Origin of the sequence: Xanthomonas sp., assembly GCF_017163755.1 — a bacterium.
GTDB lineage: Bacteria > Pseudomonadota > Gammaproteobacteria > Xanthomonadales > Xanthomonadaceae > Xanthomonas_A.
In genome coordinates this window covers 133,322-155,241 of sequence record NZ_JAFIWC010000009.1, presented here as the reverse complement: position 1 = coordinate 155,241, position 21,920 = coordinate 133,322, and the positions used below count along the sequence as shown (strand labels likewise).

Below are 21,920 nucleotides of genomic sequence, written 5' to 3'. Positions count from 1 at the left end.
GGGCGGCGGTGGCGGCAACATCACCATCGGCGTGTCCGCCACCGGGCGCCGCGTGCTCGCGGCGTCCTTGAAGAGCAGGTACCAGGCCAGAAAGCCCAGCGCCGCGATCAGGCCGAGGGAGGCCAGGACCGCCGGCAGCCAGCGTGGCCATGGACGCGTGGGTCCGCCCCGACCGGGATGGGAGGAAGTCACGCCGTCACCCCTGTGGCTTGCCGGTGACCAGCCCGACCTGGCTGATCTCGATCTTGCGCAGCAGGTCCAGCACCTCGACCACGCGCGCGTACTGCACCTGCGCATCGCCGCGCACGATCACCGGGAACTCCGGATTGACCGCCTTCTCGCTGCGCAGCCGGTCTTCCAGTTCGGACAGGCTGACCGGAAAGGCGTCCAGGAAGATCTGGCCGGCGTTGTCGACGGTGATGGCCTTGGTCTTCGGCTTCTCCAGCGCCATGCTCGAGCTGGCCTTGGGCAGGTTCACCTGGATGCCGGGAATGGTCGCGTTGCTGGTCAGGATGAAGATCACCAGCACCACCAGCAGCACATCGACGAACGGGGTGACGTTGATCCCCTTTTCGCGTTTCTTGATACCGAATCTCTTGGGCCTGGCCATCGCGCGTCCTCAGGCCTGGACCGACGCGTGCGGCGCCGGCGAGCCGGGACGGTCGAACTCTTCGGCCAGGCGCGCGGTGAACTCGTCGACGAAGACCGACATGTCGGCGGCGATGGACTCGGAGCGCGACGCCAGCCAGTTGTAGCCGAACAGCGCCGGGATCGCGACGCCCAGGCCCGCGGCCGTGCACAGCAGCGCGGCGGCCATGCCGGGCGCCACCGAGTTGATGTCGACCGCGCCGGCCATCGCTGCGACCGCGAACACCAGCATGATGCCGATGACGGTGCCGAACAGACCGATGTAGGGCGCGCCCTCGATGGTGGTGGACAACCAGTTCATGCGCTTGGTCATGCGCTCGGCTTCGCGGGTGACCTCCGCATCCATCGACGCGCGGATCGAGGTGATGGCCGCCGCCGACAGCCCGTGCGCGCCGCGCGCCTGGCGGCCCTGCAATTCGTCCATCGCGATCCGGTAGAGCCGCCACAGCGTGGAGGTATCGCGGATCTGCGCGCCGATCGCGCCCTGCTTCTCCAGGTCCTGCAGCGTCGCCACCGGCGCGCCGACGACCTTCTTGTACTGCTGGGTGAAGGCGGCGTTGGCCTTGGCCACCGCACCGAAGTAGCGGCTCTTGGCAACCATGATGGCCCACGACAGCAACAGCATGATGCCCAGCACGATCACCACCACCCAGGCATCGACCGGCATAGCCTTGAGGATGAAGCCGAAGTGGCTCACGCCGGCGGTCTGTTCGTCCTCGCCGAACGCGGTCAGGCGCGAATCGGCGCCCTGCGCGCTGGCATCGGCCAGCAGCACGGCGGCGGGTCGGGCGACCTTGGACAGGCGCACTTCGTCGATCGCGCCGGCGAACGGGTTGGCCGGCGGGATCGCCGCGGCGGCTGCGGCGGGCGCGGCCGGATCGGCCGGCGACGCGGCGGCCGCGGCGGCGTCGCCGCCGACCAGCGCTTCGCCGCCGAAGGCCGGCAATGCGGCATCGATGCGCGCGGCCTCGCGTCCGCCCACGTACAGGATCGTCGCGCCTTCGCTGGCGACCAGCGCAACGTGCGCCCATTGGCCCGCCTTCAGCGGCGGCACGGCGGCGCTGCGGCTCTGCCCGATCTGGACATAGGGCACGCCGTTGTCGAGGCCGACGAGCAGCGCGTTGCCGGCTTCGCGCCGCGCGTAGATGGCCTGGTTGGCGCCCAGCTGTTCCGGTTTGATCCAGGCGGAGAAGGTCATCGCGCCGCCGGCGGTGGTCGCCAGCGACGGCGATCCCGGCAGGCGCATCGGCTGTCCGGCGAGCAGCGCGCCGCGCCCGATCACCGCGCCTTCCGCAGCGGCCAGCGTGCCTGCGGCATGGTTGGCATAGGCGGTGGTGTCGCGCGGCGCCGCGCCCGCTTCGGCGAAGTGGTAGACCGCGGTGTAGTCCGGGTCGAACGCCAGCTGGCCGTTGCCCGCCGCCGGCGCGTTCGGATTGCCGTAGTACATCCAGATCGTCTGCGCGGCGGTGCCATTGACGGCAGGCACGTCCACCCAGATCAGCGCCATGGCCAGGTTGGCGTCGTACTGCTCGATCTGGTGGTTGAGGATGGTGCGGCCGTCGCTGCCGACGAAGCGGATGTCCTTGCCGCCATCGGCCAGGCCGTCGAAGGCGAAGTTGCCGCTATGCAGGCGGATCAGCACCGGCACCCGGCCGACGTTGCCGCCCAGCGCCGCGCCCTGCGGGCCCGCGTCGATCGTGATCGGCTTGCGGTACTTCCAGTCCGCCTGCCACCACGGGGTTTCGGCATGGGCCGTCCCGAGCATCGACATGCCCAGGAGGAACAACAACAGGGTGATCAGGCGTTGCATTTGATGGAATCTCCGAGGTGGAACGATGGAAGGCGTGTTCAGTAGTTGGCGCCGACGCTGATATGCAACCGGTCGGCGTCCTTGGTCGTGGTCGGCCCGTCGGTCAGCGTGTGGCCGTAGTCGAGGCGGACGTTGAAGTGTTCGGTGATGCGGAAGCTGGTTCCCAGCCCGGCCGCCGCCATCGACGATTCGTCGTCCTGCTCGGCCAGCGGCCTGCGCAGGCCCAGCCAGGCGCCGTCGAGGAAGCCGTAGACGCGCCAGTCCTGCAGGCCCCACAGCGACAGCGGGCGGCTGCGCCATTCGATCGTGGCCAGGCCGCCGTAGTCGCCGATGCCCTCGGCGGAGCGGTAGCCGCGGGTCGTGTACATGCCGCCGGCGGCGAACTGTTCGCCCGACACCAGCGGCTGGTCGGTCAGCTGCGCGGAGATCCGCGCGAACCATTGCGCGCCGTTCTCCATCGTGTAGGTGTCGCTGATATCGGCCTTGACCGCGAAGAAGCTGCCGTCGGCGTAGGCGCGCTTCCAGTCGAACTCGTCGTCGCTGCTGCCGTAGCCCAGCAGGCTGCGCGTGCCGAACACGGTCTGCAGGCCGACGCTGAGGTGGTGCTTGTCGCCCTGCCGGAAGCCGCTGTAGGCGAAGGTCACCGGCGCGTACTTCAGCGGCGCGAAGTCCGACGGCATGCCGACCATCGCCACCGACTCGTCCAGGTCCTTGAACTCCACGCCGATCGACAGCTGGTGCCACCACGCGCCGGTCATCGGCAGCGAACGCACCAGCCTGGCGCCCAGCGCATGGCCCTTGCCGGTGACGTTGGTGTCGCCGGTGGACACGACGTTGCTGTCGGACGTGTAGCCGGAGAACTCCAGCGTCCAGTCCGGGCTGCCCAGCGGCATGGCATAGGAACCGGACCACACGTTCGCCTGGTCCAGGTCCTGCGGCGCGGCGAAGAACGTCAGCGACGCCACGTGCTCCTTCTGCCACAGGTTGTCGTGGCCGATGGTGAGGATCGAGCGCAGCGGCTCGGTATCGGCGCTGTGGTCGTTGTTGAGCGTGGCGCCGAAACGCCACGGCGACTTGTCCTGCACCTTCAGGTCCACGTCCATGGTGCCGTCGGCCTTGCCTTGCTTGACCAGGGGCACCACCTGGCGCTTGGCGGTGCGGTTCAACGCCGCCAGCTGCTCCTGCGCCAGGTCGAAATCGGCCACGCTGCCCGGTCGCAACGCGGGCACGCGTTCGCGCAGCGCGTCGCTGTCGTTGTGCTGCGCGCCGCTCACGCTGACCTGGCCGATGCGCGTTTCGGTCACCTGCAGGATCACCACGCCGCCGCTGACCTGCTGCTCCGGCAGGTCCACGTACACCGACTGGTAGCCGTTGCCCTGATAGGCCGCCTGCAGCGCGCTGCGCGCCGCTTCCACGTCCTGCAACGTCCGTCCCGGCCCCAGGTACGCGGAGACCGCCTTTTCGATGTCGCGGGCCGCCAGCACCGTGTTGCCGCGCACCAGGTATTCGTTGATGTTGACGCGCGGCGCCGGCGGCGTCGGCGCATCGGCTTGCGCCGCCACGGCATTCGGCCCTGCCGGCGGCGCTTCGCTTTCCGGCGGCGCCGACTGTGCGCTGGCCACGTTCAGCCCGGCCAGGATGCACAGGGTCAATGGCGCGAACGCAAGCGCCTTGTTCGATTGGAACATCGGTGGATTCTCGAAACGGGAAAGGGTGAAGAAGCCGTCGCGGCTGCGCTTCATGCAGGTGTCGACCCGGGCGCGCGGAAACGGATTCCCCTGTGTGGTTCCTGCGGCCCGGGCATCATGGCGTGCGCATGTATCGCCGACGTTGCAAAGGCCGGCGCTTCCGGTCCTGTCTCGTGGCGAAGGCGCTCGATGGGCGCCTTCGCCACGATCGCCATGGCGATTGCGGTCATTGCCTGTCCGGCGCCAGGCGCGCGCGTTGCTCGGGCGTCAGCTCTCCCATGCCGACCACCTGCACCACGCTGTTGCTGTCGTAGCCCTCGTCCTTGCGCGGCGGTTCGACGCTGCTGGAATCCTCGCCGAACCCCAGCACCTGCACGCTGATCACCGAGGGCCGCGACTGCTGCGTCTGCCGTTTCACCATGTCCTGCGCCGCCTGCACCGCGCTGTTGGCCGCCGCGCTGGCCGAGGTCAGCGCGCTGACGTTCACCGCCGCCACCACCGGAACGCCGGTGGACTCGCCCTGGGTCTGGATGTTCTCGGCGTTGAGCACCTGCAGCGCGGCCAGGTTCACGTTACCCGACACGCGGATGCCCGCCTCGCCCGCATCGATGGTGCCCAGCGGCGCGATCAGGTCGATGTCGCCCGGCGGCACTTCGGGAACGGGATTGAGCGTGGCGATGCCCGCACCGGTGTTCGGCGCGCTCGGCGACAGGCTGACGTTGCCGACATCGTCGTAGGCGCGGCGTTGCGGGGTGTACACCACCGTGGTCTTGCTGCCGCGGCCGGCGTTGATGTCGCCCTGCGCGGACCAGGCCAGGATGTTGCCGCCGAAGGTGGTGAAGATGCGGCTCTGGCCCATCAGGATGTCGTCGAGCGCGTACAGGTTGATGTCGCCCTCGCCCTGGGTCATCACGCCCGATCCGGCACCCGGAACGAATCCGCCGTCCACGCCCACCAGGGTGCGTCCGCCCGGCGTCATGATGCTGATGTCGCCGCCGAAGTTGGTATGGATGCCCGCATCGAGCACGTCGTAGAACGCCACGCCGTAGCCCGGGCTGCCCAGCGCCTCCCATTCGGCTTTGGTGATGTAGGTCTTGCCGGGGGTCGGGCGGTCCTTGCCGATGCCGTTCGAGGTCACCCAGTCGTTGTAATAGAGCGCGCTGCTGAACAGGGTCAGATCCCCTTCGTAGACGCGCTTGTGGCCGGCGGCGTCCTGCTCCGGCAACAGCGTGGCGATGGCCTCGCGGCCGCGCAGGTAGCTGCCGAAGCGTTGGCCGTCCTGGTCGTTGTATTCGCGTCCTGCGATCTTGAGTTCGGCGTAGTACACGTTGCGCAGGAAGGCGCGCTGCTGTTCCGGCGGCAGGCCGTCGAAGAACGCACGCGCATCCATCGTCGCCGCGTCGAAATGCATGCCCAGGCCATTGCCGCTGCCGTTGCCGAAGCGCTCGCTCAGCCAGTTCACCAGGTGCAGTCGGCTCTCGACCTTGTATTCGCGGGAAAGCGAGCGATTGCTGGCGGCCTGTCCCTGCGCCACGGCGTCGTTGCGCCGCTGGTCCAGCTCGGTCTGTTTGCCGGCCAGGAACGCCGCGGCGCCGGCGTCATCGCCGCTGTAGCCGAACTCGCGCTGCAACCAGCGCGCCAAGGTCAGCTCGCCGCTGTAGATGGTCAAGGCCTTGCCGGGCTGATCGGCGAACGGCCGTTCGGAATCGGCCTGGTTGCCGGGATCCAGGTAACGCTCCGCAAAGCCGGACCAGTTCGCGCCATCGCCCATGCCGGCGGCAACGGCGATGCTCGCGCCGCTGCTGCGATCGTCCGGGGAGACGTTCACGACCGCCCCCAGGCTCTTCAATTCGCCCTTGTCCGCGAAGTAGAGGTGGCGCCCGGCGGTCACTTCCAGCAGGCCGGGACCGGTGATGTAGAAGCTGCTGTGGCGGATATCGCGGCCCGCTTCCACCACCGAGATGTCGTCCGCATGCGTGTGCGAGATCAGGTTGCCCTTGCCGGCGACGACGGTGTCGTTCTTGCCCAGGGGCGTGCCGGAATCGGTAATGTCGCGGCCGGCGCGGATGGCCACCGGAATGGAGCCTTCGTAGCGCACGCCGTCGCGGCCCTGGTAGCCCAGCGAGGCGATGTTGCCGGTACGCAGCCCCACGATGTCGCCCTGCACCGCGTAGTACTGCGCCGGCTGCTGCGCCTGCGGCGCGTAGGCGGACGTGGCCGCACTGGCGAAGGTGAACAGCGCGGCGCCGTTGTAGCGTCCGCCCTCCAGCGCCCAGTCGCTGTAGGCCGCCGCTTCCGGGGCCACGTTGTGCACGCGCACCGGATCGAAGCCCCACTGGCCGCCGCCGGTGTAGGACAGCAGGCCGGAAAAGCCAGGACGGAACGGACTGGTCAGCGCCAGCGGGTCGGCGGTCGAGGCGGTGATCGGGTAGCCGCTGGCGTAGATCGAGTCCATCGCCAGCAATTGCAGTTCGCCCTTGCCGGTGACGTTGACGAACTGCTCGCCGTGCGGCGACGGCGCCAGGGTCAGGCCCATCGACACCCGCAATGGCGACTGGGGGGCTATCGAGTTGAGCAGCGTGGTGGTGCCCACGCCGTAGTACATGCTGCCGTTGGCCGCGACCGCGCGCAGGATCGAAGGATAGAACTGGCCGTCCAGGCTGGCCGACTGGTTGCGGCCGTGGGAAGGAGTGACCATGTCTTCCGTCACGCCGCTCTCGGCCCACGCGGTGGTCGGGGTCAGATTTCCGCCGGCGCTGAACAGATCCACCGCACTGGCCGGCGTCCACAGCGAGAACCAGCTCCAGCCCTCGCCCTCGTGTGCGACGCCTTGGTAGGAGAACGGCGTGGCGTTGTACTGCAGGCTGCGGCCGGGGTCGACCACGCCGCCCAGGACCAGGTCGCCACGGCTGTCCAGGCGTGCGGTCGCATCGCCGATCACCAGCACCGGTCCGCCGCCGGACAGCGAGCGTCCGGCGGCGAAGGGATCGCCGCCGCGCGAGTCCATCTGGTCGAGCACGCCATAGCGCAGCTGCACGCCGCCGACGGCGCCGGCCTGCAGGTTCAGCGCGCCACGCAGATTGACGAAGGTGCTGTTGAGATCGTGCTCGTTGCGCTGCAGGCCCGGGTTGGGATTGAGCGCGCCGCCGAGGCGGATGTCCAGATCGCCACCGCCGGTCTGTACCAACTCGCCGGCCGCGGTCATCCGTCCGGTGCTGGCGACCGCCAGGTGCAGGCCCTGGCTGCGCGGCGCATGGGAGCGGGGATTCCCCGTCTGTCCGGTGAGCGCGGCATCGCCGCGCGCGCCGATCATGCCGGCGTCGCCATCCGTTTCCACCCTGAGGTTGCCGCCGCCCAGCGTGCCGATCCCGGTGAATCCGGTGAGGAACGGCGTATTGGCGAACAACGATTGGCCGGTATCGTCCCGCTGGCCATTGGCCGGCCCGGCCACATACGTGCCGAAGTTGATCCACCAGGCCGCCGGCACGGCGTCCGCGCCGGTGTCCACGCTGCCGGTGCCCTGGCGCCAGAGCCAGCTGCCCACCGCGGTGGTGCCGATATGTTCGCGGACGTTGCCCAGCGTCACGTTGTACCGGTACTGCCCCGTGTTGTGACCGATGAGGTCGCCGATGACGTCGCCCTGCGCGCGCAGCAGCACGTTGCCGCCATGCTCCGGGTACCAGGCCCGATACAGGCTGCCGTTGCCTCCGTCGACCCAGGCCTCGTACTCCGTGCCTTCGCTGCCGAGCACGCTGCCATCGGCCAGTCGGCCCCGGCGCTGGTCGTACGCCAAGCCCAGCGATGCCGACGCGGTGCCTGCGGTGTAGATGCCATAGGGCGAACTCATCTGGAAATCGCCGCCGGAGATCAGGTCCAGATCGCCGGTGCCGGTGCGCAGCACGCTGAACAGTTGCTGGCGCGCCGGCCGGCCTTCCACGCGTGTTTCGGCGGGCTTGCCTGGATCCAGGACCCCGGCCACCGCGCCAACCCCCCAGTCGTTGAGTTCCAATGGCGTTTCGGAAATGAAGCCGATGTCGCGCAGCATCTGGACCATGTCCGCCGAAATCTCTTCGCCAGGCACGATGCCGAAAAGGCCCATCGACTCCCACGTCGCCACGTCGACATCCGGCGCCCAGTGATAGGTCGTCGGCCTGCCGCTGCCGGGAATCTCCACTTCCATGAAGCCCAGGCCGAAATGCGTATCGGCCAGGTGCAGGCGGGCATCGCTGCCGTGCCGGACCAGCCGCGTGTCCGCCGCCGCCGTGTCCGCGCCGGCGACCAGGCGCAGATCCCACGATTGCGACCCTTGCGGCAGCATCGGCGCCAACGCCCAGGTCCTGCCCTGGTTGCCGTCGGCATCGGCCGCCGGACGCAGGTTGACCATGACCGCGTCGCCGGGAAGCTTGACGTCGGTCTCGCCGGGCACGATCGCGCCCTTGGCCAATGCCAGCGGCCGCTCCAGGGTCATGTTCGCCGGCAGCGGCACGCCGCCCGGCCACACGAACGCGGCCATCTGCGTTTCCGACGGCAGGCGGAACCCGGCGCCTAGTTGCATGCCCGGCTGCAGTTCGACCGGCTGCTGCAGCACCGTGCCCGCCGCGTGGACGACGTTGCCGCCGGCATCGCGCACTGCCGCGCCGAGCACGCTGCCTGCCGGCAGCGTGAGCGCCTGCTCCAGCGGCATCGCGATGGGCAGCACCGTGCCTGTCGGCAGCGTCATGGCCTGGGTTGGCAGGTCGTAGTTGAGCGTGCGCCCGGCCGCGAACTGCGTGCCTTCGGCCAGGGTGACCAGGCCGCCATGCGGAATGATCAGGTCCCCGCCCCAGGGCATGCGCCCGGCCGGCAGCACCCAGCCCTTGTCGTCCGGCGAGACCGGCAGTTTCGATCCGTCGAAGCCGTCGCTCAGGCTGCCGAAGATTTCCAGGTCGCCGCCGGCGCGGATCAGCAGTGCGCCCGCTTCGCCCGAGCCGTACGCGCCGGTCAGCTGCGCATGCGGATTGACGCTGGCGTAGCGATGGCCGGACAGATCGATGTCGCCATCGATGTGCAGATCGCCATCGGCCGTGCTGCTGACGATCTCGATACCCGGGCGGAGATGGAACTGGTCGCCGTAGGCGCGCAGTCCGCCCAGCTTGCCGTTCATCAGGCCGTCGTTCGCCAGCGCGTTGGCGACGAACTGCTGGCTGTCGGCATGCTTGCGGTCCAGGTAGGCCTGGTCGATGGTCTGGTAGTCGCGGCCGTCCACGCCGATATCCGTCCCGGCATCGGCGTCGTCGTAGCGGTGGAAGGCATTGACGGTGACCGCACGGGCGCCGGCGATCCGTACCGTGCCGGACGCGTCGATGTCCACGTCGTTGCCGGTGGCGCCACCCAGGCGTGGCGCGTTGAGCGTGACGGTGCCGTAGTCGGCGCTCGCGCCGGCCACGCCCAGGTCCATGCGCGCCCCGCTGCCGATGGTCAGGCGGCCATCGCCGGAATCTATTTCGATCGTCGCGCGGTTCGGCGCCTCGATCGCCTTGCCATAGCTGTCCGTGCGCAACACGCTGGCGCTGGCGTCGAGCACCGCGCTGCCGGCCAGGGTGACGCCCGCGTTCGCCGCCAGGCGGATGCTGCCCACCTGCTCGCCGCTGGCATCGACCGTGCCGTTGACGGTCAGGCTGCCGTTGTCGACGGAGACGTTGATCTCGCGCGCCTTGAGTTCGTCGCCGACGGCCAGGTCGCCCTGCCCGAGCTGGAAGCTGCGGCCGCCGAACGCTTCGCCTGCGGTCAGCCTGGCGTTGAGGCCGCCGAAGTCGGCGATGCGCTGGCCGCGCACGTCGATGTAGCCGGAAGCGAACGGCACCGCGGTGCCGCCGGCGTCGTAGTGCCCGCTGCTACCGGCGGCTATCGCGCCGGCCAGATCGACGCCGCCTTCCAGCGCCATCGCCGTCAGCTTGCCGGCGCGGTTGAAGTCGGCGGAGATATCGATGCGCGACGCCGCCGACTGGAGGACATCGCCCTGGCGGCTGTCGAGGACGACGTCGCCGCCCCAGCTGTATTTGCTGACATCGTAGAAATCGATCTTCCTGCCGGCCAGGTCCAGCCATGCGCCATCGGCCAGCGCCACGTCGCCGTCCGCCGCCAGTGTCAGCCTGCCGCTGGGCAGCAGGACGGCGGTGTCGAGCGTCAGCGCGCCGCGCGCGTCCAGGACCAGTTCGGCACCCAGCGCATCGGCCAGCGCGGCGTTGTCCGGCGAGGGCCGACCGGTGCCCGCGGGTGCCGTGGCGGTGATGTTGCCGCCGGCCTTGATCGTGTTCACCGAACCGGCATGGCCGGTCAGCAAGGGCGTGGAGATGCTGAGATCGCCACCGCTGTAGCGGAACGACTTGCTGGCGTCGTCCCAGCCATCGCGGGACTGGTAAACCGACAGGCTGCCCTTGTGGTTGGCGGTGATCCGTTCGCTGGCATTGAGCGCGACGCCGGCGAATCCCAGGGCCAGGCGGTCGTGCGTGGCCAGCGTGTCCGCTTGGCTGCGCGGCCCGTAGCCGAACTCGATCTGGCGCGCATCGACGACCAGTTGGCCGCTGCCGGAGCCCGGGCCGCCGGCGACCAGGCTGCCGGCGGCGCCCTTGGCGCCGTTCCAGACCAGCGTGTCGGTTTCGATGCGCGCCACGTCCGCCGCATCGCCATGGCCGTAGAGCGCGGGGGTGCCCAACACCAACTGCTTCAACGACGACTTGCCGGTGAGCGCGTCGAACGTGGACAACTCCACCGAGTCGAAGAAGTTCACCGAATCGCGCGCGGTGAGCACCAGGTTCTCCAACGCCGGCGCGCCGGTGCTGGTGTCGCCCGCCAACAACCGGTCGAGCACCTGCTGGTTCAGGGTCAGGCCATTGGGCAGGACGCCGCGCGCGGCGGCATCGGCCAGCGCCTGTTCGCTGCCGATGTTGACGCCGCCCACCGCCAACACCAGGTTGCGGGTGCCGTAGCGCACCGACTCGTCCAGCAGGAACGACTTCTCGGTCGCGGCGGTGATCGTGCCCTCGGCGTAGAGCCGCGTGCTGCCCGTGCAGCTGGCGCCCTCGGCGCAGGCGCCGATATCGATCTTGCCGGAACCGTAGAGGCCGTCGCTGGCTTGCGGTGCCAGCATGTCCAGCCAACCATTGGACAGCGCCAGCACGCCATTGAGGCCCGGGTCGAACACGTAGCCCAGCTTCGAGTCCCAGGCCGCCGCGCCGCGGCCCAACGTGTCGATGGAGGCGCCTTGCTCCACGGTGATGCCGCCCGCGGGCTGCCCGCTGATCAGGAATACCTGGGCCGCGGACAGCACGGCGCCTTCGCGCAGCGTGATCGAACGCGCGCTGGTGTAGACGTTGCCGAGACTGACCAGGTGCGCGTCCTGCGTCCTGCGCTGCACGTCCGTGAACTGCGATATCAACTCATTGCCGATGCTGAGGGTCGAAGCACCCACTCCGTTGAGCACATCGGCATGCAGCGAGACGCCGTCGAATCCTTCGGTCGCGGCAGCGCCTTCGCCCAGGATCTCGATGTCCCGGCCACGCACCACCAAGGTGCCGCCGTAACCGCCTTCGGCCGCCGCGAAGCGCACCGTGCCATCGGCCATCTGCAGTCCGTGACGATCGTCCAGGCCATTGCCCGGCGCCAGGTGCAGGGTCTTGGCGTCGCGCTCGAGCAGCGGCCGCGGCACGCCGTCGCGCTCGGCCCAGGCCAGGCCGAACTCGGCAAAGCTGGTTTCGTTGTACTGCGAGTAGGCGCGCAGCGTGTCGGCCGAGGTGAGGATCGCCTGGGTCGGCAACGGATCGACGATATCGGTGCCGGCGACGCTCAACCGCGCGGATGCGCCGTAGGAGCCGTTGCGCATGGGACTGACCGCACCGTCGGCGGCCACGCTGTTGGCCAGGCCGTTGAGCTCGACGCGGAACGCGCCGGGCAGCAGGGCATACGACGAAGGCAGCAACGTGTAGGTGCCGGCGGGCAGCCCGGGCACGCCTTCGCCCAGGGTGATCTGCCGGCCGATCGCGGGATCGCCGGCGCCGTGCTCCTGCGCTACCGGCGCGTAGCCCGGCTGCGTGCCCGGGACGATCGCATAGACCGGATTGGTCGACAGGCCCGGCAGCACGAACCCGCCGCCATCGGCGGCCATCTGCACCAGCGGATTCAGGCGCGCATCGGTGGAGCCGCCGCGCCCGGACAGGAACGCCGCGCCGGTCAGTTTTCCGCCACCGGAAAGATCGATCGATGCGCCTTCCTGCACCTCGATCCTGCCGCCGTCCAGCTGCACCGAACCCATCAGGCTGCCGAGCCCCTGGTAGGTCACGTCGCGGCCGTCGTAGGTGTAGGTCAGGCCGTCGACGGTGCCGCCGTAGGGCATGGTCAATCCGGCGGCGCTGGCCGAGGTGATGCTGCCGGGACGAAGGACCACGTTGCTCGGCTGGCCGACGTCGTGTTCGTCCGGATCCACCAACGTGTTGCCACTGCCCATGACGATCGTGCCCAGCGGCGCGCGCAGGACGCCGCCATGGTCGATCGCGCCGGAGCGCAGATACAGGCTGCCGAAGACGGAGAACGGCACGCGCGGCTCGGCGCTGCCGGTGCGCTCGATGCGCAGGCTGCGCTCGCCGTCGAACGCCACCGCTTCGCCGCCCCACTGGTTCAAGTAGGGATAGCGGCCGACGTTCACCTCGGCCAGCGCGCCGGTCGCCGGATAGATCTGGCTGGCCGCAAGCACCAGGTCGCCGCCGGTGTCCAGCGACGTGCGGTCCTTGGCGATGGCCTTGAGGAAACGCAGATCGCCCTGGCTGCGCAGTTCCACCGTCTCGAAACCGTCGCGCCGCACCTCCAGCCGCGTGCCGTCCGCCTGCTCGGCGGCGCCGGCGGTGCCGAAGCCGACGTCCTCGATGACGTCCAGCAGGCTGCTGTCGATCGTCAGGCGCGAGCCTTCCAGGACCTCCGGCAGGCCCGAAGGCGTCGGGTACGGCATGGTGTGGTGATCTTTCTGCGAACGGGTGGCGCCGGCCAGCCGCACGTAGGGGGCCGCCAGCGCGATGTCGGCGCCTTGCGAACCCGGCGCAAGGCCGATGCTGCCGGCGGTCAGGCGCAGGCTCTGGCCCAGCTGCAGGTCCACGCCATCGCCGATGCCGAGAACGCCGTTGACCAGCAGCGAGAGATTGTCGAAACCGCCGGCTTGGATCCGGTCCACGCCGATGCGCGCATGGCCGTAGTCCAGCCCCGTCCCCGCGTGCCCCGGTTGCAGCCGTTCCGGCAGCGCTTCGCGCTCCTGCTCGGCCACCAGGTGCATTTCGCGCACGCTGCGCACGCGCGGATCCGGCCTGTCGGCGAGCGGATAGTTCGGCGTTTCCAGCGCCAGCGCCAGGGTGCCGCCCGCCGCGCCGGCGCCGCCTGCCGCCGCGCGCAGGTCGCCATCGACGAACAGGCCATTGGAGCTGGCCAGATGGATCAGCCCGCCATCGGAGGCGATCGGCGCCGCCTGCCCTTGCGGAACGTCGAGCGTGGCCGCCGCGCCGGACGCCTCCAGCCGCGCACCGGGACGCACCACCACGAACGCGTCGGCTGCGCCGACCTCGGTGGCATCGGCGTTGTACGTGGCGCCGATCTGGATGCGGCCGCCGGCGGTCACCTGTCCATAGCGGCGGCCCTGCGCGTCCAGCGCGACATGCGCGAGACCGGCGACATCCAGCAGCGCGGTTTCGCCGATCCACAGCGAGCGGTCATGTGACTGGCCCGTGTTCAGCGCGGGATCGAAGTCGTCGATTTGCAGATCGATGTGGCCGCCTGCAGCGCGCAGCGTGCCTTCCACGGTGATTTGCCCATTGCCGGTCAAGCCGATGCTGCGCCCGGGATCGACGCCGATGCGCGCGCCCTGTCCGATCGACAGGGTCGACGGCGCGCCGAAACGGCTGCCCGCGTGCAGTCGCAGGTCGGCGCCATCGCGGAGGGATAGCCGCGCCGCGGTCACGTCTTCCTGGAACTGCGGCGGCTGCCACAACGTCAATGCCGCGCTCGGGTCGGCGCCCGTTTCCACCCCTCGCGCACTGGAACGGTCCCACTGCAGCACCGGCATGCGCACGTCGATCGTCGCGCCTTCGGCAACTGCCAGGCTCTGCTGCCCATGGATCTCGTAGGAAGAAAAACCCTGCGCGAACAGGTCCGCATCCAGGTGCAGCGGCGCGGCCACCGCGACGTCCTGCTCGAGCACCCTGCCCGCGGCGATGCGGCTTCCCGCCTCGAACACCACCGCGACCGGTGCCCGATCGCCGGCCTTCACCACCGCCGTCGCCGGCTTGACCGCCAGGCCGTTGGGGAACACCTCGCCCTGGACCACATAGCCGGTGGGGAAAGTGCCGCCGATACCGGTGATGACCGTGCCCGCGGGCAATTCCGGCGGCGTGGCATACGAGTACACGGCGATCTGCTCCCCGCTCGCCGTGTTGACCCAATAATTGGCGCCCGTATCCGGCCTCGGCAGCGCCCAGGCGGCACCGAGCGTCACGTAGCTGTCCGCTTGGCCCAGCGTGATCGCCGGGGCCGAACCCACCGCCTCGCCCGGCTTGGCGTGGCTGCGCGTGTAGCGATAGTCCGACGGCAGCACGGCGCCCTCGGCCACGCTGAAGTCCGATTCGGTGATCAGATCGATCAGCGAGGCCTCGCCCTGCCTCAGCACGCCATCGCTGCCCGGCACCTGACCGCCGATCACCACCGAACCGCCGGACTGCAAGGTCAGCCGGCCGCCGCCCTTGACGCCCTGGCTGCGCACTTCGCCTGCCAGCGTCAACCGTCCCGGCTTGGCGTCGTCGAGGGTCTCGCTGGTCGGCAGATCGCTGGCGATCAGCGCGATGTCGCCGCCGCGCCCGCCGCGCAGGGTGTCGTCGGCCATCAGCACCGCGCCCGCCGAGGCGTCCAGCAGCGCGCCCTTGCCCACGCTCACGCTGCCGCTGCTGCGCACGTCGATGTCGCCGCCGCCCGCATACGGCATGCCGCCGATGTCGCCGCCGTCCCGCGCCAGGTTGGTCCACAGGCCGCGCGCATCGAGCACCACATCTTCATCGATCGCGGTGCGCGCGGACATGCCGTCCGGCACGGGCGCCACCGCCGTTTCGATCCATCCCAGGTTGCTGGTCCATTTCTCGACTACGTTGCCCAGGGCGATGCGGCCACCGCGCGCGGTGAGATCGGCGCCGACGTCCACCTGCGTGGCGTGCAGGGCGATCTGCCCACCGGGCGCCACCGCGACCGCCTCGTTCACCTCCACGCCGGTGGTCGCGTAGGCCTTCAGCGAACCCAGTTCCTGGCGGTTGAGCCAGCCCGCGTCCAGCACGATGCGTTGCGCATCGGTGTCGCTCCCCTGCGCATCGGTGCCGGTCTGCCCCGTTTCCTCGTCGGCAGCCTGTCCGATGACGATCTCCTTCGTGACCGCGCCGGCGCTGTAGCGCAGGTCCCGGGCGACCTTGTCGTACACCGTGGCGTAGCTGCCGACGATCAGCTCGCCGTTGCGGGCCGCGGCGGTCTGGCTTTGGCGATACCCGTCGAGGTCCTGCTCGCGCGCCTGGGTCTGCCGGTCGCCCTGGAACGTGGCGGTCTCGATGTCGCCTTCCAGCGTGGCGGCGCGGGTGGCGACGACCAGCCTGCCGGCGTCGCGGCCGACGGTGTAGCCGTTCTCCAGCCGCTTCTGGCTGCCGATCAACGGACTGTAGTAGTACGCGGTGGCGGCACTGCCCCAACGCGCATGGGTATCCTCGAAACCGCGGTACAGGCCGGTGTACAGCAGGTCGCCCGGCGCGGTCGACGCGTTGTAGAGCTTGCCGTCGGCGCCCTTGAGGTGGGTCTGGTTGACATAGCCGGTCTGCACGTCGAGGGTGCCGCCAGACAGGTTGATGCTGGAACCGCGCTGGCTGACCAGCTCGCCGCCGCCGAACTGCACGGTGCCTCCCTGCGCCGACCATTCGCCGATGCCATGGCCGGTGATGCCCAGGTAACCGCCCACTTCCAGCAGGCCGCCGGCGGTGTACCAGCGATCGGCTTCGTAGCCGTTGGTGCCCGCCGGGACCAGCACCAGGTCGCGCCGGTCCAGCCAGATGTCGTTGTTGTTGAGCGCCTTGCCGTCGCGGTTCACCGGGGCGTCGCGCTGCTCGTTGCCCTGCACGTTGATCTGGACGTTGTTCGCTTCCATCGCGATCTTCACGCCCACGTGGCCGGACACGTCGATGCGCGCGCCTTCCTGCACCCGGCTGGTACCGGCGGCGTCGACCAGCACCTGGCCGCTGGTGGCCAGCGTCAGGCTGCCGCCGTCGAAGGTCACGTCGCCGCCGCTGGCGATCTGCACCAGCGACTGGTCGCGGCGATGCTGGACGCCGTCGCCCGGCTTGTCCGCGTCCTTGACCAGGGTCTCGCGCTGCACGTCCAGCGCGGTGGTCGCGCTGTCGTCGAGCACGATCGCGGTCAGGCTGCCTTCGCCCAGGCGAACCTGGCCGTCCGCGTCGCCTGCGTCGTTGCTCAGGTGGATGGTGCCGCGGGTATGCACCGACGTGGTCGACAGCAGCGTTCCCTGCTGGCGCACGTCGCGTCCGGTCAAGGTGATGTCGCCGGTGTCGGCCTGGATCAGGCCGGTATTGCTCACTACGCCGCCGGCACGCGGCGGCGCGTCTGCGGCCTGGCTTGCGCCGGGTCCGGAACGCAACGCGGTCACCACATTGCCGCGCGTGGTCGAGGTCTGGTTCTGCTCGGTGCCCATGCCCTTGCGGATCACGAAGGCATCGCCGGCGGCCAGCGTGGCCTGGCCGTTGGCCGTGCTGATCTGCCCGTGGTTGTGGACCTCGGCGCCGAGCAGCATCACGTAACCGCCGCCTTCGGTGACCGTCGACGGGGTGTGCGTAGTGATCCGGGCGCCGCGCTCGACGACGACGCTGCCGCTGGCCTGGCCGAAGCCGTTCGTGGCGCTGGCGGGATCGTTGGCGAAGGTGGGAACGAATCCGCTGCCCTTGGCGTCGCTGTAGAGCCCCTTGGCGAACTGCTGGTCGCTGATGTCCACCGCCGATGCGGCCAGGTTCTTCACGTTGACCTGGCTGCTGCCGCCGAACACCACGCCGTTGCGGTTGATCAGGAACACCGTGCCGGGCGCGTTGATCTGGCCCTGGATCTGCGACGGCCGCGCCAGCGGATCGTTGATGCGGTTGAGCACCGACCAGCTCGCGTCCTGGCGGAAATCCACCAGCGTGTCGCGGCCGACGTTGAACGTCTCCCAGTTGAGGACCGCCTTGTCGCCGGTCTGCTCGATGGTGACGGTGGTCTTGCCGCCGGCGACCGCCTGGGTGGGGTCCTTCGCGTTGTGCCAGCCGCTGGTCAGCGCGTTGTCGTCGATCTTCAGGCCGCCTTCGCCCAGTCCGTCGGGCACGCCGCCCGGGCGCAACCGCGCCGCTTCGCGCGCCGCCTGCTGCATGCGCTGCTGCACGGCGATGGCCTGCGCCGCCGTGCCCAGGTTCTCCAGCGACGTCTTGAGCCTGTCGCGCGCCTCCTGGGTCTGCTGCTGCGGACGCGGCAGGTTGGCCGGCATGCCATTGGGCAGCTGCCCGGTCTGCGCCGCGGCCTGCTGCTGCGCGCCCTTGGTGGCGAACCAGCCGGCGCTGAACGCTTGCTGCGCATGCACGCCGCTGGCCATGCCGCCGGCCACCAGCAGCGCGGTGATCGCATGTGCCAGCGGCTTGATCCGCAAGCCGCGGTTCGCGGAAGTGCGGCCAGCCTGGTTCGCCTGTTTCACCATTGCATCCACCCGTCGGAATATCGTTCGCTGATATGGACGAGCGCCTTCGGTCCATGCCGATCGCGGCCGCGCATCGCGTGCCACGATCTTCGCAATGCACCGCGTTGCGCTCGTTACGAGGGATAAGACCGGCGCTTGCGGCGAGGACTGAACCACTGCAACAAAAATTTCATGCGCGCCGCCAAACAACCGTAAATCGCCCGGCGCGTTTCATGCCGTTGTCATGTGGGCGCGCTATACGCGCACGCCCGACGGACCTGCGATTCGCGGCGCGCGGCGACCGCTCCCCTGCGATCGTCCGATGCCGCCTGAAAGCCGCCTCAGCTCATCACGATCACGCCGCCCGGCATCGACAGGATCCTTGCGCCGTAGGCGTCGCGTACCAGGTCGACGAAGGTGTCCAGGCGATCGAGCGGGATGCGCGCCTGCACCAGCCGCTGGCCCAATGCGCTGCTGGTCACCACGATCCGGCCGCTGCGGTGGCGGTTGATTTCGTCCACCACCGCCGCCAGCGGCTCGTTGTTGAAGATCAGCAGGCCGTGCCGCCAACCGTCGATGCGCTCGGCATCGACCTGCGCCACCGACGCGATCCGGTCCGGCGCCAGCCGCGCCTGCCAGGCCGGTTGCAGCACCACGTTGCGTCCGTTGCGGCTGACCCGCGCCTGGCCCTGCAGGCAGGTCACCCGGATGTCCTCGTCCACGCAACGCACGTTGATGCGCGAGCCGGGCGCCGGGACGACCTCCGCGCCGGCGACCCGGATCGAGACGCCTGCCGCCGCGGCGCGTGGCAATTCGAACTGCGCTTCGCCTTCCAGCAGTTCCATGCCGACCGGCCGGCCGCCGCCGGCGGACTGGCGCTTCAGCGCGGTGCGGGTGGCCATCGCGATGGTCAATCCCTGCACGTCGAATTGGAGGCTTTCGCCGGTGGCGGTGCGGTAGTCGGCCGACATTTCCTGCCAGTCCGGCCACAGGCCCAGCGGCGACTTGGCGACCATCCAGCCCGTGGCGGCCGCCACCGCGCCGCCGAGGAACGCGCGGCGTCCCATGCGCCGCTCGCGCCCATACCCGCGCCCGGCGCCGGCGCCCGGGCGTGGCGCAAGCGGCATGGCGGTAGTGCCGGGCGCGGCAGCGGCATCGGCCCGCTCGCGCTCGGCAGCCACCGCCAGCCGGTGCGCCGGCTCCAACGCCCGCCACACCTGCCGGACTTCGGCAAAAGCACGCGCATGCAGCGGATCGGCCTGGCGCCAGCGGCGGAACGCGTCCGCATCGTCCGCAGTGGCGCGACCGGACGTCAGCCGCAGCAGCCAGTGCTGCGCCTGCTCCCTGACGGACGCACCGATGGGCATCGGTTCTGTGGTCTTCATATTCATCAGGACGGTTTTCCCGCCCCGGGACCGAACCGCTGCACGGCTTTCCGGTCCAGCCGCATCGCGCAGTGCTGCAGCGCCTTCTTCAATTCCTTGCCGATCATCCGCAGCGACACGCCATGTTGCCGGGCGATGAGGTCCAGCGGCCGCTGCTCGATCCGCGCCGCCACCAGGATGGCGCGCTGCCGCGGGCTGAGCTCCTGCAGCGCCCGCGCGAGCATCAGCAGTTCCGACTGGCCGAAGGCGACCTCGGCCGGGTCGATGCCGCCGGTGTCCTCGTCCATCAGCGCCTCGATTTCTTCGCCGGTCAGCACCCGCGCCTGGCTCGCACGCTGGTCCGAGGCGACGTTGACCGCCATCCGGAACAGGTAGGCGATCGGGTTGCGCTGCGGGTGGGTCGCAGCGCCCATGCGCTCCACCCGCAACCAGGTTTCCTGCAACGCGTCCAGCGCCAGATCGTCCGAGCCCAGCCGCCGCCTCAGGCGCTTGCGGAAGGCCTCGTAGTTGTCGAGGAACAGGCTGCGCAGGCCGGCACTCATCGCGCGCTCTTGCACGGTGGCGTGGACGTGTCCGATTCCGGCAGCAACAACAGCATCACCGGTTGCGGCACCCCGCCCGGCAGGCCGCGCAGCGGCAAGCCGGCCAGGCGCCGCGCGATCTCCGCGTCGCGTTGCGCATCGCCGCTGGATTCGAACAGTTCCGGCTGCCGGATCCGGTCGCGTTCGTCCAGCCAGAAGCGCACCCCGGCGCGATAGCGGCCGGGGCGCGCCAGCGTCGAGGCGCACAAGGCCTGTTCCAGCGAGCGCTGGATGATGCGCGCGCTCTTCGCGCGCGCAGCGGCGCTCCCCGCCGTGGTCGCGGGCGCCGCGTGCGCGGTTGCGGCGCCGGGCGAGACGGCGTGCGTCGGCACCAGCGTGAACGCCCCCTCCTCCACGTACCTGGGCGCAAGCCCCGTGCCGGCCAACATCAACTGCAATGCCTCCCTTTGCCGATATCGCCCCGAGACCGGCGAGGACTCCAGCCCAACCAGCAGGCGCGAATCGATCAGCACGGCCAATCCGGTCGTCTCCCCGAACGCCTGCAACGCATCGGCCAGGGGCTGCGAAGGAATGTCGAACGCGCGCACCGCCTCCACCCGCGCCTGCGCGCTGTCGCCCGATCGAGGCTCGTCCGCGGCCGCTGCCGGCGGATGCAGCCAGGCGAGCGCCAACACGACGAGCGCACACCACCTGCCCCTGGATGATCCGGACGCATGCCGCGGCGTGTGGCTACCGATGGCGTCGCGTCCAGGTGTCATCAAACTGCATGCAAGACGCGCCACCATCGCAACGCGGAATCCATCACATTAATCGGGCTCGATTTCAATCCAGTGACATCCATGTCCCGACCTCGACCGCCGCGTCCGTGCCTGTCCATCCTGCCGATCGCCCTGGCGCTGCTGGCGGCCGATGCGCATGCGCTCGATCCGCAACCGCAGGACGCGGACGCGGCCGCGCTCCATTGCATCGAAGTCGAAGTGAACGGCGAACGCATCCCGGACTACGACTGCTTCAGCCAGATGCTCGCCGGCCAACACGCGCCCACCGACGGCCGCCCTGCCGCCATGACCGCATCCGAGCGCATCGCCCGGCGCCCGCCGGCCGCACTGGGACTGGCGGATCGCGCCGCGACCAGCCAACGGATGGGCAATGCGTTCGGCAAGTCCACCACGCCGCAACGGCCGCCGCCGCCCGCGCCGCGCCCGGTCATCCCCAACCGTTGAAGCGGCAAAGGCGCGGGGGCGCGTGATGGCAACGCGCGCGGCCGCGGCGCCTCAGCGCGGCGGACCAGGCGCGACGTAGTCCGGATTCGCGCGCAGCGACAGCCCCAGCACCAGCGGTTGCCTCATATCGGCCGGCGGCGGCGCCGACAGCGGCTTGGCGGCCAGCAGCGCGCGCAGGTCGGCATCGGCCTGGGGGCTGCCGAGCGTCTGGAACTCGGCGCGTTCGATGCCGCCCTGCGCCGATATCCAGATGCGCACCACCCACGGCTCGGCATGCGCGGCCGCCACCTGCGGCTGCTCCAGCCACGCATGCAGGCGGGTCACCAACTCGCCGCCTTCGCTGCTGAGGCGGTGCTGCAACTCGCCGCTGGCGAGCGCGGCGTAGGACACCCAGTGCGTGGGCACCGGTGCCGGCACCGACGTGGCCGTGGCCCCGGCGCCCGCGGCTGCCAGCGCGCCGCCCAAGGCGATGCCGAACATCCTTGCCAGCGATGGCGTGCGCAAGCGATCCCGCCAGCCAGGTCGCCGGCGTCCCACCTTGTCCTGTCGCATGTCTTCCCGTCCTCGCAGCGCCGCGCCCGTGGTGCCGTGCGCAAGCACGGGCGCGGCAAAGCGGCTGACTGTGCCCGAATGAAATGACAGATTGACGAGCGGAAGCGGGTTGGCGGCGGCGGGCGTTCGCCAGCGTTCGCGCCCCGGCTTGGTACCGGATGCCGCAGCGGCCCTACGTGGTCGCGGAAGCGGACCGCACTTGGCAGCCCCGTGCCGGCCACGTCGCGTCCTCGCCGCGAGGGCCACCGATGCGTCGTTACCCGTTGCGCAGTGCGGAGCGGCCCGCGGCATGCGGTCCGGCGCCGGCCGGCTTTGGCGG

At 70.1% G+C, this 21,920-nt stretch carries 9 protein-coding genes and 1 pseudogene; 1 reads left to right on the top strand and 9 read right to left on the bottom strand.

Annotated elements, in window-relative coordinates; all coding sequences use genetic code 11:
* The 8 genes and pseudogenes from JR065_RS08225 to JR065_RS08190 form a co-directional block, all read right to left on the bottom strand.
* Positions 1–192: pseudogene (locus tag JR065_RS08225) on the bottom strand (ferric siderophore transporter TonB); the annotation flags it as partial.
* Positions 193–196: 4 nt separating this feature from the next.
* Complete coding sequence (locus tag JR065_RS08220) at positions 197–610, bottom strand: ExbD/TolR family protein (RefSeq protein ID WP_206233556.1); 414 nt, start codon at positions 608–610, stop codon at positions 197–199.
* A 9-nt stretch (positions 611–619) separates the two neighbouring features.
* Positions 620–2,458 (bottom strand): DUF2341 domain-containing protein, encoded by a 1,839-nt coding sequence (locus tag JR065_RS08215; protein WP_206233555.1) that lies wholly within the window; start codon positions 2,456–2,458, stop codon positions 620–622.
* A gap of 38 nt (positions 2,459–2,496) precedes the next feature.
* Positions 2,497–4,200 carry a ShlB/FhaC/HecB family hemolysin secretion/activation protein gene (locus JR065_RS08210; protein WP_241093475.1) on the bottom strand — a complete coding sequence of 568 codons (1,704 nt, stop codon included), beginning with the start codon at positions 4,198–4,200 and terminating at the stop codon, positions 2,497–2,499.
* Positions 4,201–4,372: 172 nt separating this feature from the next.
* Entirely contained in the window at positions 4,373–17,872 is a 13,500-nt protein-coding gene (locus JR065_RS08205; RefSeq protein ID WP_206233554.1) for a filamentous haemagglutinin family protein, read from the bottom strand.
* A 368-nt stretch (positions 17,873–18,240) separates the two neighbouring features.
* Positions 18,241–19,284 (bottom strand): FecR family protein, encoded by a 1,044-nt coding sequence (locus JR065_RS08200; protein ID WP_206233553.1) that lies wholly within the window; start codon positions 19,282–19,284, stop codon positions 18,241–18,243.
* Positions 19,285–19,289: 5 nt separating this feature from the next.
* On the bottom strand, positions 19,290–19,826 hold the full coding sequence (locus JR065_RS08195; RefSeq protein ID WP_206233552.1) for an RNA polymerase sigma factor: 537 nt from the start codon (positions 19,824–19,826) through the stop codon (positions 19,290–19,292).
* Positions 19,823–20,500, bottom strand: a complete 678-nt coding sequence (locus JR065_RS08190) for an STN domain-containing protein (protein WP_206233550.1) — start codon at positions 20,498–20,500, stop codon at positions 19,823–19,825. Before JR065_RS08190 ends, JR065_RS08195 begins: the two co-directional genes overlap by 4 nt.
* Before the next feature lie 39 nt (positions 20,501–20,539).
* Between JR065_RS08190 and JR065_RS08185 the strand changes: the two genes are divergently transcribed.
* Positions 20,540–21,049, top strand: a complete 510-nt coding sequence (locus JR065_RS08185) for a hypothetical protein (RefSeq protein ID WP_206233549.1) — start codon at positions 20,540–20,542, stop codon at positions 21,047–21,049.
* Between the two features lie 51 nt (positions 21,050–21,100).
* Here the strand turns inward: JR065_RS08185 and JR065_RS08180 are convergent, their stop codons facing one another.
* Positions 21,101–21,529 (bottom strand): TonB C-terminal domain-containing protein, encoded by a 429-nt coding sequence (locus JR065_RS08180; RefSeq protein ID WP_241093474.1) that lies wholly within the window; start codon positions 21,527–21,529, stop codon positions 21,101–21,103.
* Positions 21,530–21,920 lie beyond the last annotated feature (391 nt).

What these genes read in the sequence shown, in the direction of transcription:
- JR065_RS08195 (WP_206233552.1), bottom strand. Translation starts at nt 19,826, where the DNA reads ATGAGTGCCGGCCTGCGCAGCCTGTTCCTCGACAACTACGAGGCCTTC.
- JR065_RS08220 (WP_206233556.1), bottom strand. Translation starts at nt 610, where the DNA reads ATGGCCAGGCCCAAGAGATTCGGTATCAAGAAACGCGAAAAGGGGATC.
- JR065_RS08200 (WP_206233553.1), bottom strand. Translation starts at nt 19,284, where the DNA reads ATGAAGACCACAGAACCGATGCCCATCGGTGCGTCCGTCAGGGAGCAG.
- JR065_RS08215 (WP_206233555.1), bottom strand. Translation starts at nt 2,458, where the DNA reads ATGCAACGCCTGATCACCCTGTTGTTGTTCCTCCTGGGCATGTCGATG.
- JR065_RS08180 (WP_241093474.1), bottom strand. Translation starts at nt 21,529, where the DNA reads ATGTTCGGCATCGCCTTGGGCGGCGCGCTGGCAGCCGCGGGCGCCGGG.
- JR065_RS08210 (WP_241093475.1), bottom strand. Translation starts at nt 4,200, where the DNA reads ATGAAGCGCAGCCGCGACGGCTTCTTCACCCTTTCCCGTTTCGAGAAT.
- JR065_RS08185 (WP_206233549.1), top strand. Translation starts at nt 20,540, where the DNA reads ATGCCGCGGCGTGTGGCTACCGATGGCGTCGCGTCCAGGTGTCATCAA.